At 58.1% G+C, this 15,319-nt stretch carries 16 protein-coding genes; 14 read left to right on the top strand and 2 right to left on the bottom strand.

What is annotated here, in order from left to right; genetic code table 11:
• Window positions 1-58 precede the first annotated feature (58 nt).
• Genes fabA through ACR0M9_RS15485 form a run of 4 tightly spaced genes read left to right on the top strand, consistent with a single transcriptional unit; the run spans window position 59 to window position 2,864 of the window.
• The gene (fabA, locus tag ACR0M9_RS15500; RefSeq protein WP_209598228.1) at window positions 59-568 is read left to right on the top strand and encodes a bifunctional 3-hydroxydecanoyl-ACP dehydratase/trans-2-decenoyl-ACP isomerase; all 510 of its coding nucleotides are present in this window, start codon (window positions 59-61) and stop codon (window positions 566-568) included.
• Window positions 569-599: 31 nt separating this feature from the next.
• Window positions 600-1,829, top strand: a complete 1,230-nt coding sequence (gene fabB, locus ACR0M9_RS15495; protein ID WP_480507094.1) for a beta-ketoacyl-ACP synthase I — start codon at window positions 600-602, stop codon at window positions 1,827-1,829.
• Between the two features lie 5 nt (window positions 1,830-1,834).
• Window positions 1,835-2,626, top strand: a complete 792-nt coding sequence (locus ACR0M9_RS15490) for an enoyl-ACP reductase FabI (protein WP_267366101.1) — start codon at window positions 1,835-1,837, stop codon at window positions 2,624-2,626.
• 58 nt (window positions 2,627-2,684) lie between these two features.
• A complete protein-coding gene (locus ACR0M9_RS15485) occupies window positions 2,685-2,864 on the top strand; it encodes a hypothetical protein (RefSeq protein ID WP_267366102.1) in 180 nt (59 codons plus the stop codon).
• Between the two features lie 33 nt (window positions 2,865-2,897).
• Here ACR0M9_RS15485 and ACR0M9_RS15480 read toward each other — a convergent pair whose 3' ends face one another.
• Complete coding sequence (locus tag ACR0M9_RS15480; RefSeq protein ID WP_480774035.1) at window positions 2,898-3,326, bottom strand: FKBP-type peptidyl-prolyl cis-trans isomerase; 429 nt, start codon at window positions 3,324-3,326, stop codon at window positions 2,898-2,900.
• Window positions 3,327-3,452: 126 nt separating this feature from the next.
• Here ACR0M9_RS15480 and ACR0M9_RS15475 point away from each other — a divergent pair, with 126 nt between their 5' ends.
• The 9 genes from ACR0M9_RS15475 (at window position 3,453) to ACR0M9_RS15435 (ending at window position 11,636) form a co-directional block, all read left to right on the top strand.
• Window positions 3,453-4,139, top strand: a complete 687-nt coding sequence (locus ACR0M9_RS15475; RefSeq protein WP_480585960.1) for a haloacid dehalogenase type II — start codon at window positions 3,453-3,455, stop codon at window positions 4,137-4,139.
• Window positions 4,139-4,969, top strand: coding sequence for an alpha/beta fold hydrolase (locus tag ACR0M9_RS15470; RefSeq protein WP_480774034.1), 831 nt, complete (start codon window positions 4,139-4,141; stop codon window positions 4,967-4,969). Before ACR0M9_RS15475 ends, ACR0M9_RS15470 begins: the two co-directional genes overlap by 1 nt.
• Window positions 4,966-5,940, top strand: coding sequence for a threonine ammonia-lyase (locus ACR0M9_RS15465; RefSeq protein WP_480774033.1), 975 nt, complete (start codon window positions 4,966-4,968; stop codon window positions 5,938-5,940). The genes ACR0M9_RS15470 and ACR0M9_RS15465 overlap by 4 nt, the downstream gene beginning before the upstream one ends.
• 60 nt (window positions 5,941-6,000) lie before the next feature.
• Entirely contained in the window at window positions 6,001-6,789 is a 789-nt protein-coding gene (pcaD, locus tag ACR0M9_RS15460) for a 3-oxoadipate enol-lactonase (RefSeq protein WP_480774032.1), read from the top strand.
• A gap of 12 nt (window positions 6,790-6,801) precedes the next feature.
• Window positions 6,802-7,518: an alpha/beta fold hydrolase gene (locus tag ACR0M9_RS15455; protein WP_480774031.1), complete on the top strand. Its 717-nt coding sequence runs from the start codon at window positions 6,802-6,804 to the stop codon at window positions 7,516-7,518.
• 86 nt (window positions 7,519-7,604) lie between these two features.
• Entirely contained in the window at window positions 7,605-8,804 is a 1,200-nt protein-coding gene (locus ACR0M9_RS15450) for a TCR/Tet family MFS transporter (protein WP_480774030.1), read from the top strand.
• Window positions 8,805-8,886: 82 nt separating this feature from the next.
• The gene (locus ACR0M9_RS15445) at window positions 8,887-9,981 is read left to right on the top strand and encodes a Zn-dependent alcohol dehydrogenase (protein ID WP_480546287.1); all 1,095 of its coding nucleotides are present in this window, start codon (window positions 8,887-8,889) and stop codon (window positions 9,979-9,981) included.
• Between the two features lie 23 nt (window positions 9,982-10,004).
• A complete protein-coding gene (locus ACR0M9_RS15440; RefSeq protein ID WP_480774029.1) occupies window positions 10,005-11,237 on the top strand; it encodes a mandelate racemase/muconate lactonizing enzyme family protein in 1,233 nt (410 codons plus the stop codon).
• A 111-nt stretch (window positions 11,238-11,348) separates the two neighbouring features.
• Window positions 11,349-11,636, top strand: coding sequence for an ArsR/SmtB family transcription factor (locus ACR0M9_RS15435; protein ID WP_480488347.1), 288 nt, complete (start codon window positions 11,349-11,351; stop codon window positions 11,634-11,636).
• Between the two features lie 6 nt (window positions 11,637-11,642).
• On the opposite strand, the gene ACR0M9_RS15430 is transcribed toward ACR0M9_RS15435, so the two are convergent.
• On the bottom strand, window positions 11,643-14,696 hold the full coding sequence (locus ACR0M9_RS15430; protein ID WP_480774028.1) for a cyclic nucleotide-binding domain-containing protein: 3,054 nt from the start codon (window positions 14,694-14,696) through the stop codon (window positions 11,643-11,645).
• Between the two features lie 187 nt (window positions 14,697-14,883).
• Here ACR0M9_RS15430 and ACR0M9_RS15425 point away from each other — a divergent pair, with 187 nt between their 5' ends.
• On the top strand, window positions 14,884-15,246 hold the full coding sequence (locus ACR0M9_RS15425) for a DUF3307 domain-containing protein (RefSeq protein WP_480484076.1): 363 nt from the start codon (window positions 14,884-14,886) through the stop codon (window positions 15,244-15,246).
• The last annotated feature ends 73 nt before the right edge of the window (window positions 15,247-15,319 follow it).

The raw sequence follows: 15,319 nt of genomic DNA, 5'->3' as shown, positions 1-15,319 counted from the left end.
CGGGTGCTAGACGAGGCCAGATATAACGAACGGACCCACGGCAGGAGAGGCGGCAAGAATGGCCCAGTTCCCAAGCAGTTTTGACAAAGACGATCTGCTGAAATGCGCCCGCGGCGAATTATTTGGCCCCGGCAATGCACAATTGCCCGCCCCGCCAATGCTGATGATGGACCGGATCACCGACATCTCGGATGATGGTGGCCTGCATGGCAAAGGACATGTGCTGGCCGAATTCGATATCACCCCTGACCTTTGGTTCTTTGACTGCCATTTTCCCGGCAACCCGATTATGCCGGGTTGCCTGGGCCTTGACGGTCTATGGCAGCTGACCGGTTTCAACCTGGGTTGGCGTGGCTGGCAAGGGCGCGGCATGGCCGTCGGCGTGGGCGAAGTGAAACTGACCGGTATGGTTCGTCCCGACCGCAAGATGCTAACGTATAAAATCGATTTCAAAAAGGCGATTCAGACACGTCGCCTGACCATGGGTGTGGCAGATGGAATCGTCGAAGCCGATGGCGAGATGATCTATGATGTCAAAGATATGAAGGTCGTTCTGTCCGAGGCCTGAGCCTGACCGACCCGAAATAAGGAGTGCGCACATGCGTCGAGTAGTCGTCACCGGTCTGGGGGTAGTGTCTTCGATCGGGAATAATGCCCAAGAGGTTCTGGCCTCGCTCAAAGCAGGTAAATCCGGGATCGAAGCCAGCGAACAGATGGCGGAACATGGGTTTCGCAGTCAGATCGCGGGAACGCTCAAGATTGACGTGGCTGAACACGTGGACAAACGCACCCTGCGCTTCATGGGTCCGGGCGCGGCTTACGCTCATATCGCCATGTCTCAGGCCATTGCAGATTCTGGTCTGACCGAGGACCAGGTAGTCAACCCGCGCACAGGTTTGGTGGCTGGATCCGGCGGCCCGTCGACAAGCGCGATGCTGACGGCGCATCAGACCGTTCTGAAGACAGGTGCGACCAAGCGGATCGGGCCGTTCGCAGTGCCGAAATGCATGTGTTCGACAATCTCGGCAAACCTGGCGACCGCATTCAAGATCAAGGGTATCAACTATTCGATCACCTCGGCCTGCTCGACCTCACTGCATTGCATCGGCAACGCGGCCGAACAGATCATGCTGGGCAAGCAGGACGTCATGTTCGCTGGCGGCGGCGAGGAACTGGACTGGACACTTTCGTGCCTGTTCGATGCGATGGGCGCGATGTCGTCGAAATATAACGACACGCCCGAGAAAGCCTCGCGCGCGTTTGACGAAAACCGTGACGGGTTTGTGATTTCCGGTGGCGGCGGCATCCTCGTTCTGGAGGAGTTGGAGCACGCTCTGGCCCGCGGCGCAAAGATTTATGCCGAAGTCACCGGCTATGCTGCTACCTCGGATGGCCACGACATGGTGGCCCCTTCGGGTGAAGGCGGCGAGCGCGCGATGCGGCTGGCGTTGGACACACTGCCCGAAGGTCGCAAGGTCGGCTATATCAATGCACATGGGACCTCGACACCTGTCGGTGATGTGGGCGAAGTAGAGGCTGTGCGCCGAATCTTCGGTGAAGGTAACGTGCCACCGATTTCCTCGACCAAATCAATGACTGGCCACGCGCAAGGCGCGGCAGGAGCGCTTGAGGCGATCTTCTGCCTACTCATGCTGGACAATGATTTCATTACGCCGTCGATCAATGTCGACACACTCGCCCAAGGCATCCTGCCCGGTGAAATTGCAACTGAAGTGGTTGAAAACGCAGGACTGGACAGTGTCATGACCAACAGCTTCGGCTTTGGCGGCACCAACGGGTCCATGATTCTGTCTAAGTATAACGGGTGAAAGTGATGTCGGATCTTCTCAAAGGTAAGCGCGGCCTGATCATGGGCGTGGCCAATGACCGCTCGATCGCGTGGGGCATTGCCAAGGCCATGCACGAGGCAGGCGCAGAACTGGCCTTCACCTATCAGGGCGAGGCTTTCGGCAAACGGCTGGAACCTCTCGCTCAAAGCCTTGGCAGCGATTTCATGGTGGATGCCGATGTGACCGACGACGAGTCACTGGATCGTGCCTTTGGTGAACTGGCCCAGCGTTGGCCCACCATCGACTTTGTCGTTCATGCCATTGCGTATTCGGATAAATCCGAGCTGACAGGTCGGTTTCTGAATACCACGCGGGCGAACTTCAAACACTCGATGGACGTGTCGGCCTATTCCTTTATCGAGGTGGCACGCCGCGCGTATCCGATGATGAAGGACAATGGGGGTTCGCTGCTGACGCTGACCTATCAGGGATCAAACCGGGTGGTACCGAACTACAACGTCATGGGTGTTGCCAAGGCGGCGCTGGAATCGGCGACCCGTTATCTGGCCAATGACCTTGGCCCGGATGGTATCCGCGTGAACGCAATCTCACCGGGACCGATGAAAACCCTTGCCGGTGCCGCCATTGGCGGGGCGCGCAGGACATATAAGTTCTGCGATCAGAATGCGCCGATGCGTTCGAATGCCACTCTGGAAGCTGTTGGCGGGACCGCAGTTTACCTGACATCTGATGCGGGAGCCTGCACGTCTGGCGAAATCATCCGCGTTGACGGTGGTTTCCACGTCTTGGGCATGCCGCAACCCGATTTCATGTGACCATATCTTTCCCTGCCGCCGCCAAGATTTCACCATCTTTGGGCGGCAGGACTTCGATATGAGCAAGCTAGATCAAATCATTGCAAACAACGCACGATCAGTGCAAAGCCGGAAGAAGTCCGGTTTCCTCAGCCAGCGGGCCAGAGTGCTGCTGCTCGCGCTGACATCATTGCTGCTGGTGTTCGTCTTTTTCACCCAGCCACAGGTGCGCGCAGCTGTTGAAGCTTTGATCGGCTGAAGTCCGGGCGGTCGTTCCAACCCGAACTATGTCTCAATTGATCGAGACGACTTCAATCTCAAACACCAGATCCTGACCGGCCAACGGATGGTTTCCATCCAGGATCACAGTCGCTTCGTTGGCGTCCACAACTGTCACAGGTACGGCCTGACCGTCCGGTGTCTGCATCTGCAGTTGAGTGCCCGGATCCAGCGGAATATCCTCGGGAATACCCTCGCGGGGGATTTCCTGACGCATCGCAGGGTTGATCGGGCCGTAGGCGTCGGTACAGGCAATCTCGACCCGTTTCTTGTCACCTGCGGACAAACCGGGCATGGCACTGTCCAGACCGGGAATGATCTGGCCCGATCCTACCACGAACTCCAACGGATCGCGCCCATCCGAACTGTCAAAGACTTTGCCATCCAACAATGTCCCTGTGTAATGGATGCGAACCGTGTCACCTTGCTTGATTTCGGTCATAGTGGCCTCCGGCCGTTTTTAGGGGTTAAGCGGCCAACCCTAGAGATTGACACAAAGTTGTAAACCCTTGGCCCTTCCCCCCCCTTTCGCGTTGTGCCAACCTGCGCGCAATCAAAGGAGGGTCATATGGCAATCACGACCTGCGTGTTCGACGCCTACGGAACGCTGTTTGATGTTGCGGCCGCCGCCCGGCAGGCAGCAGGCGAGCCGGGGTTCGAAGCCCTGAAAGACAAATGGCCCGAGGTCGCGGGGCATTGGCGCCTGAAGCAATTGCAATACACATGGCTGCGTGCTGTGGCGGATGCCCATGCGGATTTTTGGGATGTCACGCAGGACGGGCTGGACTGGGCGCTGGAAGCTGCCGGCCTCCAGGGCAATCCAGAATTGCGCCAACGCCTGCTGGATCTTTATTGGGAGTTACAGGCCTATCCCGAAGTTCCTGTCATGCTGAAAGCCCTCAAGGATGGCGGGATGCAGACTGCCATCCTGTCCAACGGATCACCGCCCATGCTGGACGGCGCTGTTCAGTCCGCCGGGATCGGCGATGTGCTGGATGACGTGCTCTCGGTCGAAAGCGTTGGGGTCTTCAAGCCCCATTCCCGTGTCTATGATCTGGTTCAGAACAGGTTTGACTGCGCCCGTGACGAGGTCTTGTTCGTCAGTTCAAACGGCTGGGATGCCGCAGGGGCCAGCGGTTATGGTTTTGTCACCGCCTGGGTCAATCGGATTGGGGAACCAATGGACCGGCTGCCGTGGACGCCAGCGCATGTACTGTCTGACTTGACCACCATTCCCAAACTGGCTGGTCTTTGATGCCGGACTTCACGACTTCGGACGGCAAGCGCATCTATTTCGAAGACCATGGATCGGGCACGCCGCTTTTGTGTCTGGCCGGATTGACCAGAAACAGCCGGGATTTCTCGTATTTTGCACCACATGCCACTGAGCTGCGCATGATTGCTATGGATTACAGGGGGCGCGGTCGCTCGGACTACGACCCCGATCTCATGAATTACAACGTCTTTCGTGAATCCCATGACGCGATTGAACTGCTGGATATTCTGGGCATCGAAAAAGCGGCCATTCTGGGCACCTCGCGGGGCGGACTGATTGCCATGGCATTGGCGGCAAGCCACCCCGAACGTTTGGCCGGTGTGATTCTGAACGATGTGGGGCCGGTCATCGAGACGTCAGGCATCGCCAAGATCATGGCCTACGTGGGCGCACAACCCACCGCGAAAACCTATGACGAAGCTGCTGCTGCCCTGAAACATGTGATGGAGCCGCATTTCCCCGGAGTTCCCCTGGAAATCTGGCGCAAACAGGCCGAAATTCAATACAAACAACAAGGGGACAGGCTGGCGCTGCGCTATGATCCGGCCCTGCGCAAAGCGCTTCTGGAACAGGCCGCGAGCGGTGCCATACCCGATTACTGGTTGTTTTTTGAAGCGCTGCGCAACATACCCTGCGGCGCGATCAGGGGCGCGAACTCGGACGTTCTGAGCGCCGAAACCCTGGCTGAGATGCATCGGCGGCATCCCGGTCTGATCTCGGCCGAAGTGCCGGATCGCGGGCATGTTCCGTTCCTGAATGAGCCTCAATCTCTGGATGTCATCAAAAAGGTATTGAAGAACGCTGCATGAGCACAATTGAAATGATCGAAGCCGCGGCCAAACGGCTTAAGGGACATGTCCGCGAGACACCAATTCTGTCGTCGCCATTTCTTGACGCGATCGCCGGACGCCGAATTTGGGTCAAGCCGGAATGCCTGCAACATACGGGCAGTTTCAAGTTTCGGGGGGCTTGGTCTGCCATATCCGCGCTGGACGAAGATATACGCCAGCGCGGCGTGATTGGCTATTCCTCGGGCAACCACGCGCAGGGCGTTGCGATGGCGGCGTCGAAACATGGAATTGCTTCGGTCATTGTCATGCCGTCGGACGCGCCGCACCTGAAAATCGAAAACACCCGAGCGCTTGGGGGTGAAGTTGTTCTTTACGACCGCGCAAACGAAAGCCGCGAAGAGATCGGGGAAACCATCGCCGCCGAACGCGGGCTAACCCTGATCCGGCCATATGACGAGCCTCAGGTGATTGCCGGGCAAGGTACCACCGGCTTGGAAATCGCCAGACAGGCAGCGGAACTTGGGGTTTCTCAGGCGGATGTTCTGGTCTGTTGTGGTGGTGGCGGCCTCACCTCTGGCATTGCGCTGGCACTTGAAAAACACGCCCCCGACCTAAGGGTACGCCCGTGCGAACCGGAAGGGTTCGATGACGTAAAACGATCACTGGCAACGGGACGGATTCAGAACAACAACGCGGCATCAGGCAATATTTGCGATGCTATCCTGACACCGCAACCCGGCGATATCACCTTTCCCATCCTAAACCGTCTTTGCGGACCCGGTATTTCGGTCACCGAAGACGAGGCGCTGCGGGCCATGGCACTTGCTTTCCTGCGCCTCAAGATCGTGCTGGAACCCGGCGGCGCAGTCGCATTGGCCTCGGCGCTGTTCCGGGGCGACGAGATCGAGGGCGACGACGTGATCGTAGTTACTTCGGGTGGTAATGTCGATCCGGATGTTTTTGCCAGGGCGTTGGAATTCCTGACCTGACAGGCACCCCAAACCTGTGCAAGTTGCACCTGGAACGCCGGGGCTGCAAGGACCTGAGTCATGAAGATCGCTGATCTGGGCGACGTGAAACTGAATTACCGTGTCGATGGTGCGGCGGATGGCGCGCCACTGGTTTTTGCCAACCCATTGGGAACAAACCTGCACCTGTGGGACGCCGTGTTACCGCACTTGCCCAACGGGTTGCGCATCATCCGGTATGACAAACGCGGACATGGGCAATCCTCGGTTCCACCGGTGCCTTATTCTATGGGCGCCCTGATTCGTGATGCCGAGGTACTGCTGGATCACCTGAAGGTTCGCGACTGCGTTTTTGTCGGCCTGTCCATTGGCGGGATGATTGCACAGGGGCTGGCCGTCAAACGTATGGATCAGATACGTGCGCTGGTTCTGTCGAACACCGCTGCCAAAATTGCCACACCCGCAGTCTGGCAGGATAGGATCGACGCCGTGCGTCGCGGTGGGATCGAAGCACTGGCGGACGCCACGATGGAACGCTGGTTTTCCCGTGATTTCCGCGCGGCGCAAGACCACCTGCCATGGCGCGACATGATGGTCAGCCAACCCCTTGACGGGTATCTTGGCTGTTGCGCCGCCATCGCCGGGACCGACTTCTATACACCCACAAGCGGCCTGCGCCTGCCCACGCTTGGCATCGCCGGAAGCGCAGACGGCTCGACCCCGCCCGATCTGGTGCGCGAAACCGTCGACCTGATCCCCGGATCGCGATTCGAACTGATCCGCAGGGCCGGCCATTTGCCCTGTGTCGAGAAACCCGCAGAATACGCAGCAATCCTAACCCGGTTTCTGACCGATACCGGGCATATCTGAAGGAGAACAGCGATGGCGTCTTTCCTGTTGGTCCACGGCTCCTGCCACGGTGCCTGGTGCTGGCGCGATCTGATCCCCGCGCTGGAGGCTTTGGGACACTCTGCCCGGGCCATAGACTTGCCCAGTCATGGGGCGGATCCAACGCCGGTGTCCGAGGTGACTCTGGACACTTGCCGCGATGCCGTTCTGAACGCCTGCACACCCGATACGATTGTCGTGGGTCACTCGTGGGGCGGCTATCCGATCAGCGCCGCCGCCGAGGCTCGACCGGACGCCATGCGCGCCCTGATCTTTCTGTGCGCCTACGTGCCTCACGATGGGCTTTCGCTGGCAGACATGCGCAGACGCGGGCCACGGCAAACCATAGCACACGCAGTGGAAAAATCCGCAGACGGTCTGTCTTACACCGTGTCGGTAGACGCCATACCCAAGCTGTTCTATCACGATTGTCCGGACGATATTCTGCCCTTTGCCTATGCACGCTTGTGCCCACAGGCCATTCGCCCCCAGGAAACACCACTGCCGGTCAGCACCAATTTCAACGAAGTACCCAAGGCCTATATCCGCACCACGGATGACCGAACGATCCCCACGGAATATCAGGCGGACATGTGCGCGTTCATCCCGAAGGACCTGCGGCTAACCATCGACAGTTCGCATTCTCCGTTTTTCTCGCATCCACAGGAACTGGCCGGATTGCTAAGCGAATTGGCAAGCAAATTCGGGTGATACCGCAGATTGTACGTAAAACTCTGTCTTCCCACATTCGGTGACTGTGCCTAGGGTGCCACGAACAGATCACCTGCCCGAGTCCCATGCGCCTGCCATCACTCTTCATCCTCAGCATCGTCATGATCGACGCAATGGGCATTGGTCTGGTGATGCCAATCATGCCGCAACTGATTGTAGACGTGCAGGGCAGCTCACTTGCCAATGCGGCGATCTGGGGCGGAGTGCTGAGTACGGCTTTTGCGGCGATGCAGTTCGTCTTTGGTCCAATCCTGGGAAACCTGTCCGACGCCTATGGTCGCAGAGCTGTACTGTTGGTGTCGCTGTTCGTCATGGCGCTTGATTATATGGTCATGGCCGTGGCCGGCAGTATCTGGCTGTTGCTGGCCGGTCGTATTGTCGGCGGTATAACCGCAGCCACACATTCCACCGCTGCCGCGTTCATGGCGGATATCTCCGATCCCAAGGACAAGGCCGCGAACTTTGGCCTGTTGGGTGCGGCCTTTGGCGTGGGTTTTGTCCTTGGCCCGGTGATCGGCGGGTTGCTCAGCGAATATGGAACCCGTGCCCCGTTCTGGGCTGCGGCAGGACTGGTGGCACTGATCTTTGCCGTAGGCTGTTTCGTGATGCCTGAAACCGTGACCGACAAGACCCGGCGCGCCTTCAACTTGCGCCGCGCCAACCCGGTGAATTCGCTGCGCGCCATTGCTGCACTGCCCGGTATCCGGCCTATGCTGTGGGTCTACTTTCTGTATTCGGTCTCAATCTACGTCTACCCCGCTATCTGGTCCTTTTTCACCACCGAGCGGTTCGGCTGGTCCCCTCAGATGATCGGCCTGTCACTGGGCGTCTATGGAATCGGCATGGCCGTTGTGCAAGGCGGTCTGATCCGCCCCGCAATCCGATTGTGCGGCGAGCGGGGTGCCATTATCTACGGGATGGGTTTTGAAATCCTCAGTTTCGCAATTCTGGCCTTTCTGACCAACGGGTTCATTGCACTTTTGTTCATCCCAATCACTGCAATCGGGGCAATCACCACACCAGCACTTCAGGCAATGATGTCCAAAGCGACACCGGATTCGCAGCAAGGAGAGTTGCAGGGTGTATTGTCCGCGCTCCACGCGCTTTCGATGGTCATTTCGCCCTTGGTCATGACCAGCGTATTTGCGCAATTCATTCGCCCCGACACACCGCTGTACTTGCCGGGTGCTCCGTTCCTGCTGGCGCTGGCGCTGATGCTGGCCGGGTTTGTGTTGTTTCGCCGGTCCCCGCCTGTCGTGGCTTAACAACGACACACACATGACGGTTTCTGCCTTGCGATCAATCCTTTCCCACGCCACCGTGGGCCCAACGGAAGTGAGGGAAAACATGCAAACAATCAAAGCCGCAGTCTGCCGGGCATTCGGCGAACCCTTGGTTATCGAAGAGGTTCAGCTGGCACCCCCCGGCACGGGCGAGGTCGAAGTGACGCTGGATGCAGTAGCCATCTGCCATTCGGACATATCCTATGCCGAAGGTGCCTGGGGCGGCTTTCTGCCCGCCGTTTACGGCCACGAAGCCGCAGGCGTGATCTCCGCAGTTGGAGAGGCCGCCGGTGACTTCAGGATTGGCGAGCCTGTGGTTGTAACGCTGATCCGCGCGTGCGGGTCCTGCCCCACCTGTGCCGGAGGGCACCCGACAAATTGCGAAACACCGTACGACACCGTCAAAGGCCCGCTAAAAACGGCTGACGGTAGTCCTCTGGAACAGGCCATGGCCTGCGGCGCTTTTGCCGAAAAGGTCGTGGTGAGCCATCGGCAAATCGTCAGGATCCCCGAAAACCTGCCCAAAGACCTGGCTAGCCTTCTGTCTTGCGGGGTAATCACCGGGGTTGGTGCTGCGGTAAACGCGGCCAATTTGCGTCCGGGTCAGGATGTCGTGGTCATCGGCGCGGGTGGTGTTGGCCTGAACGCCATTCAGGGCGCACGGATCGCCGGTGCACGACGGATCGTGGCCGTCGACATGACAGAAGAAAAACTGGAAATCGCAAAGGAATTCGGCGCGACCCATGGCGTATTGGCCAGCCTGAAAGAGCCCTGGAAAGCAGCGTTCAAAGCCCTTGGCGGGCGCGGGGCCGATGCGGTTCTGATTACGGTCGGCGCAATCGCCGCCTATGATCAGGCCCCGCGCTATCTTGGCCGCGGCGGCAAGGCCATCATGATCGGAATGCCGCATTCGGGCGGCATGGCCAGCTATGAACCGGTTGTTCTGGCAGCCCTGGGGCAGGGTGTTGTCGGCTCGAAAATGGGTGATGTGGTTATTCAGCGGGACATCCCATGGATGATTGACCTTTATGAGCAGGGTCGGTTGAAACTGGACGAGTTGATCTCGGGCCGCTGGTCGCTGGACCAGATCAACGAGGCCATTGCCGATACCAAAACCGGATCTGCCAAGCGCAACGTGATCCTGTTCGACAGAACCTGATCCCCCGGCTCGGAGGAACTGAGATGAAACTGCAGGATCTCGACATCATCGTCACCGCCCCACCCGCTCCGGGTTGGGGGGGGCGATACTGGATATTGGTTAAACTGACGACTGACACCGGCATCACCGGTTGGGGCGAATGCTATGCCTCGTCCGTCGGACCCGAGGCGATGCGCCACGTCATTCGGGATGTGTTCGAACGGCACATGCTGGGCGAGAACCCCGAAAACATCGAACTTATGTTCCGTCGCGCCTATTCCAGCGGTTTCACGCAGCGCCCCGACCTGACGGTGATGGGCGCATTCTCGGGGTTAGAGACCGCCTGCTGGGATATTCTGGGCAAGGATCGCGACCGCCCGGTTTATGCGCTGTTGGGCGGCAAGGTGAACGAACGAATTCGCTCCTATACTTACCTCTACCCTTTGCCGCATCACAATCTGACCGACTTCTGGACCTCTCCCGAACAAGCGGGTGAAACAGCTGCCGAAATGGTGCGGCGCGGCTATACCGCGGTGAAATTCGACCCGGCAGGCCCCTATACGATCCGTGGCGGCCACATGCCCGCGATGAGTGACATTTCCATGTCCGTCGCCTTTTGTAAGGCAATTCGCGATGCGGTGGGGGACAAGGCCGACCTGCTGTTTGGCACACACGGTCAGTTCAACACGGCTGGAGCCATCCGGTTGGGGCAGGCGCTGGAACCATACCAGCCCCTATGGTTCGAAGAACCCACGCCACCTGATATGATCGAGGACATGGCCCGTGTCGCCCGCAACGTCCGTATCCCCATCGCCACCGGAGAACGCATGACAACCAAGGCTGAGTTCGGAGCCGTTCTGCGCGCCGGGGCTGCGGAAATCCTGCAACCGGCGCTGGGGCGAGCCGGCGGAATCTGGGAGATGAAGAAAGTCGCCGCCATAGCAGAGATATTTAACGCTCAGATGGCGCCGCATCTTTATGCGGGTCCGGTGGAATGGGCCGCCAATATCCACCTGGCCGCGTCGATCCCGAACCTGCTGCTATTGGAGACCATTGAAACACTGTTCCACAATCAGCTGATCAAAGGGTCCATTCAGGTCGAGGACGGCTTTGTGATCGCTCCGGCCGGTCCAGGACTTGGGATCGATGTCGACGAAGACCTGGCCCGCGCGCATCCGTATGAAGGTCGCGGCTTGCATCTGCAAATGCAGGAAGAGCCCTGCGATTATGTGAACGGCAATGCTTTTCAGGGCGGTGCCCCTGCAACCGAGGGGTGACAACACAGACGTGTTTGAGGCATATTAACCCAAGATTAATGGCACAACGGTCAAAACGTGACACTCCTAGAAACCGAACCTCAGGCACACACCTCGGACACACCATCAGAAATGAAAGAAAATGCAGCCCGCGCGGCGGCATTTCTCAAGACACTGGCGCATGAAGGGCGCCTGATGATCCTGTGCCACCTTGGGAATGGTGAGAAATCCGTAGGCCAGCTTGAAGATTTGCTGCAATTGCGGCAAGCCGCCGTCAGCCAGATGTTGGCCCGCTTGCGGGAAGAAGGGTTTGTCACCACCCGAAGGGATGGCAAAACGATCTATTATTCGCTGCGCGATGGGAATGCAGCGCAGATGATCGGCCTGCTGTACGATCTGTTTTGCGAACCTGCCAGCTGATCACGCCTAATTGGACACGTAACCGGCGATCACCTGCATCAGCTTGAACGCGGTTGCCGCATCGTTTTCCACAACGGCCAGGAACTCTTCTTCACCGATCCGAAGACAGGATAGGTTTGTTTCGGCCACCATGCTCAGCGCGCGTGGTTCTTTGCGGATCAGACCAAGCTCACCCACCAATGCGCCCGGCCCCACGGTGGTGATCAACTGGTCGGGGCCATCTTCCTGCGGCAGGTACAGGCCGGCCTCACCCTCCAGCACCACATAAGCGCCATCGGTCGGCTGATCATCTTTCAGGAACACCACCTGCCCGGGCTTGGCATCAAACCACTGCGCGCCAAAAGCCAGAAGGCGCAGTTGCCTCCGGTCCAGCCCCGAAAACAAGGGAGTTTGCTCCAGCGCGCGAAGTTTCCGCGCCAGATCTGCTGAAGATGCGCTGTCTTTTCCCACGTCCACCGGTCCTCCGTCCGAGACGACACGACCTTGCCGGATTTCCACGAACATGTCGAATACGTCCGGGTTTTCGAACTGGTCATTGAGGTAGAACACCGTGGCATCCGGCAACAGCTCGCGCAGCTTCTTGTAGACCGACACCTGCGTTTTCATGTCGTAACTGGCCAATGCCTGCTCCAGGATCAGGATATCCGGCTTCTTGATTGTCGCGCGGGTAAACGCCAGCGGTTCGGCAAAAACCGCCGGAAGGCTCTGCCCACCCAAAGCAACCGGAATGTCATAAATCAGCTCGACCACCAAAGGACGCGCGCCGTTCTCCTCCAACACGTCCACAATGACCTTGCGGGCCTCATCCGATCGCGCGCCACCAATCTGGCTGACCTTGCCGAACAGCGCGTTTTCCATGACCGTCAATCCAGGCGCGAAATCTTCCGGGTCCAGCGGAACAAAAGCGTCCTTGAGACTTTCCAACAGCTTGTCCGAATGACTCTGCCTCAGTTCCAGAATGCGGTCCTTCAGCTCATCCGTGAACGCCGGGCCAATCTGTTCAGCCGAGACGACGAAAGGCACGGCCAACATACTGGCCAGCTGTTCGTCATCCAGCCCTGACGTTCCCTCTTTGCGGGTCTGTTCAACCAGCTCCACAGCTGCCTCATAGGTCTTTGCATCAAGACCCAGCTTGCGGAACAACGGATGGTCGGTTCCGTCGAACCCGAAGATCTGGCGCAGCATCTCGATCACGTCACGCGTCAGGGCGATCAACGTCTCATCCAGTCCCAACTCTCGCAACTGCATGAGGAAAACCTTCTGCCGGGCAAGCAAAGCCTGCGTCACCGGCACGCGAGGCGTCGCAAAAAGCAGGTTTTCTGCAACAGGCAGCGCCGGGTTGTAAGCATTCCGGTCGAAAATCAGCGCCTGCTGCTCAAGACCCGCGTCATGGACCGCCTGCCGCACAAGCGGGCGCAGCTCGATCAGTTTCTTTGCCAGTTCGCAGTGTTCGGTCGCAACAAAGCTCTGTTCAGCACCACGCCGGAACAGGGCAGCCCCGGACCCCATTCCATCAATCAGTTGCAACCACCAATCGCGCAACGCCGTCGCGTCTTCAAACCCGGCCAGCGCCGGGTCAAGCCATTCCACCCTAAACGGATCCATGCTGTTTCCAGCCCGCAAGGTCTCGGCAAAATCTGGGTCATCTGTGGATTCAGCCAAGGGTTTGAACCGCATCGGCATCATCACGTTGTCACCCAACGTTCCCTGAAACATGACCGGGCGGGATGTGGCATACCCGATACGTGCGGCCACCACGCCCTGATGCAGGTCTGCCAGGTTCAGATCCCCCACCTGAACCGTGCCGGCAGCGGGCAAAATCTCGCGAGTCAGTAACTCCCCCATGGCGCGACGGTCCTCTTCGCTGGGTGCGGCGATACCAATCGTTTTGCCGCCGGGGAAAGTCAGATTCAGATCATCCAGCACCTGATTGCCGTCCATGTCGCGAACCGAGACGTGCTTTAGTGCTATATCGCCGCTGAGGTGGGGGCGCTCTGCTGGTTCGCCCTCGAACAGCGCTTCGTCCTTCAGTCCAGCCGGATCGAAACGGTCAACGACGATATCCCAGCGCAACGACATGTCCTGAGTTTGGTTGTAATAGGTCAGCAGCTCTTTCCAGGGTGAGCTCAGATCCTTGTACGCCGCCAGCGCCGCAACCAACGCCCCCAAAGAAACCGAGCCCTGCAACACCAGAAGGCCACCGATCAGGTAGAACATGAATGGTGTCAGCTGCGAGATGAAGTTGTTTATGAATTTCATAAAGAACTTCTTCTGGTAAATATCAAAGCGGATCGCAAAAAGCCGCCCCAATTGATCGGAGATCATAGCCCGGCGATAGCGCCAGCCGCCATTGCTGCGGAGGGTTGACGCACCTGCCGCGTTTTCGCCGATCTGGGCAGCCAACGCCCGAACTTCCTGAATACGTTTCTTGTTCAACAGGTTGATCTGACGCTGCAATTTAGGGATTAACCAGGCCTGCACCGGGATCAGGGCGACAGCGGCCAGCCCGAACCAAAAGCTTTGCAAGAACAGGAAAGAAAGGATGGTAATCATCTGACCGGCTTGCAGAACCGGCTGGCTGATCGCATCGCCCATCAGCCCACCCATCGGTTCGCTCTCAGCTGTGATCATCGAGACCATTTCGCCCTGGCTGACCCGTTCGAAATAGGGTTGCGGAAAAAGAAGCGCGCGGCTGACCAGCTGATACCGAAACCGTCGCAGCATGCGTTCGCTCAGCACACCCTTCATGGTGTTGATGCGCATTTTCATCAGCCCGTGCGCCAACACGGCAACAAGGAAAACAAAGCACAAGATGATCAGGAAATTCGTCTGTGAAAGCGTATAGCCCCAGACATCCACTTCGGCCGTTGTCGAACCGATTGCGTCGTTGATGATACGCTTGGGCAACTCCAGCGTAAGATAGAGCAGCGGAAACAACGTCGCCGTCACAGCCAGCAGGATCAGCTGATCGCGTTTGGAGTATTTCCAGATAAAGCGGAAAATCGTGCGTTCTATGGAACCTGCCCCTACTGCTGGCTGATAACGCGGCCCGGATGCCACGCACCCGGATTCAACGGTTTGAATTTACTGCCATACTGACACGTTATGCAAATTTTTTCCCACCCGAGAATTTTCTTTATCTTATGTGAACTAGTTCATTTACGCATGGCCGTGTTATTGCCTAAAGTCAGTTTAGAACGATATCGGGAGGGTTCTTTTGACTGCCAGTATTGGCGCGGTGTTACTTATGCTTTGCCTTTTTCAGGTCAAGCACATGTTCGCTGACTACTACCTCCAAACACCGAAAATGCTCTCTGGCCGAGGCGAGTATTTTCACTTGGGACGCGCGCAGCACGCAGCAGTACATGTTGCGGGCTCTGTCATCGTGTTTGCCGCGTTTGGCGCTCCGGTATTGTTCATCCTGATTGTCGGACTGCTTGAATGGGTCATTCATTTCAATATCGATTTCTTGAAAGCTAGCTATTCAGACAAGAAACAGCTTGAGCCGACGCAGGCCGCGTTCTGGCGTGCGGCTGGGTTAGACCAGTGCCTGCACAACCTGACCTATGTGGCGATGGTCTGGGCCTGGGTGACTTTCACGGCAACGTAGCTCGTATCAGGATATGCCGTCCGATGCGCAGCCCGGAAGCTATGCGCCTATCCCTCGGCCGGTCATAGCGAGG

This window comes from Ruegeria sp. CH2 (genome assembly GCF_056537065.1).
This window is presented reverse-complemented; position numbering and strand designations above follow the sequence as displayed.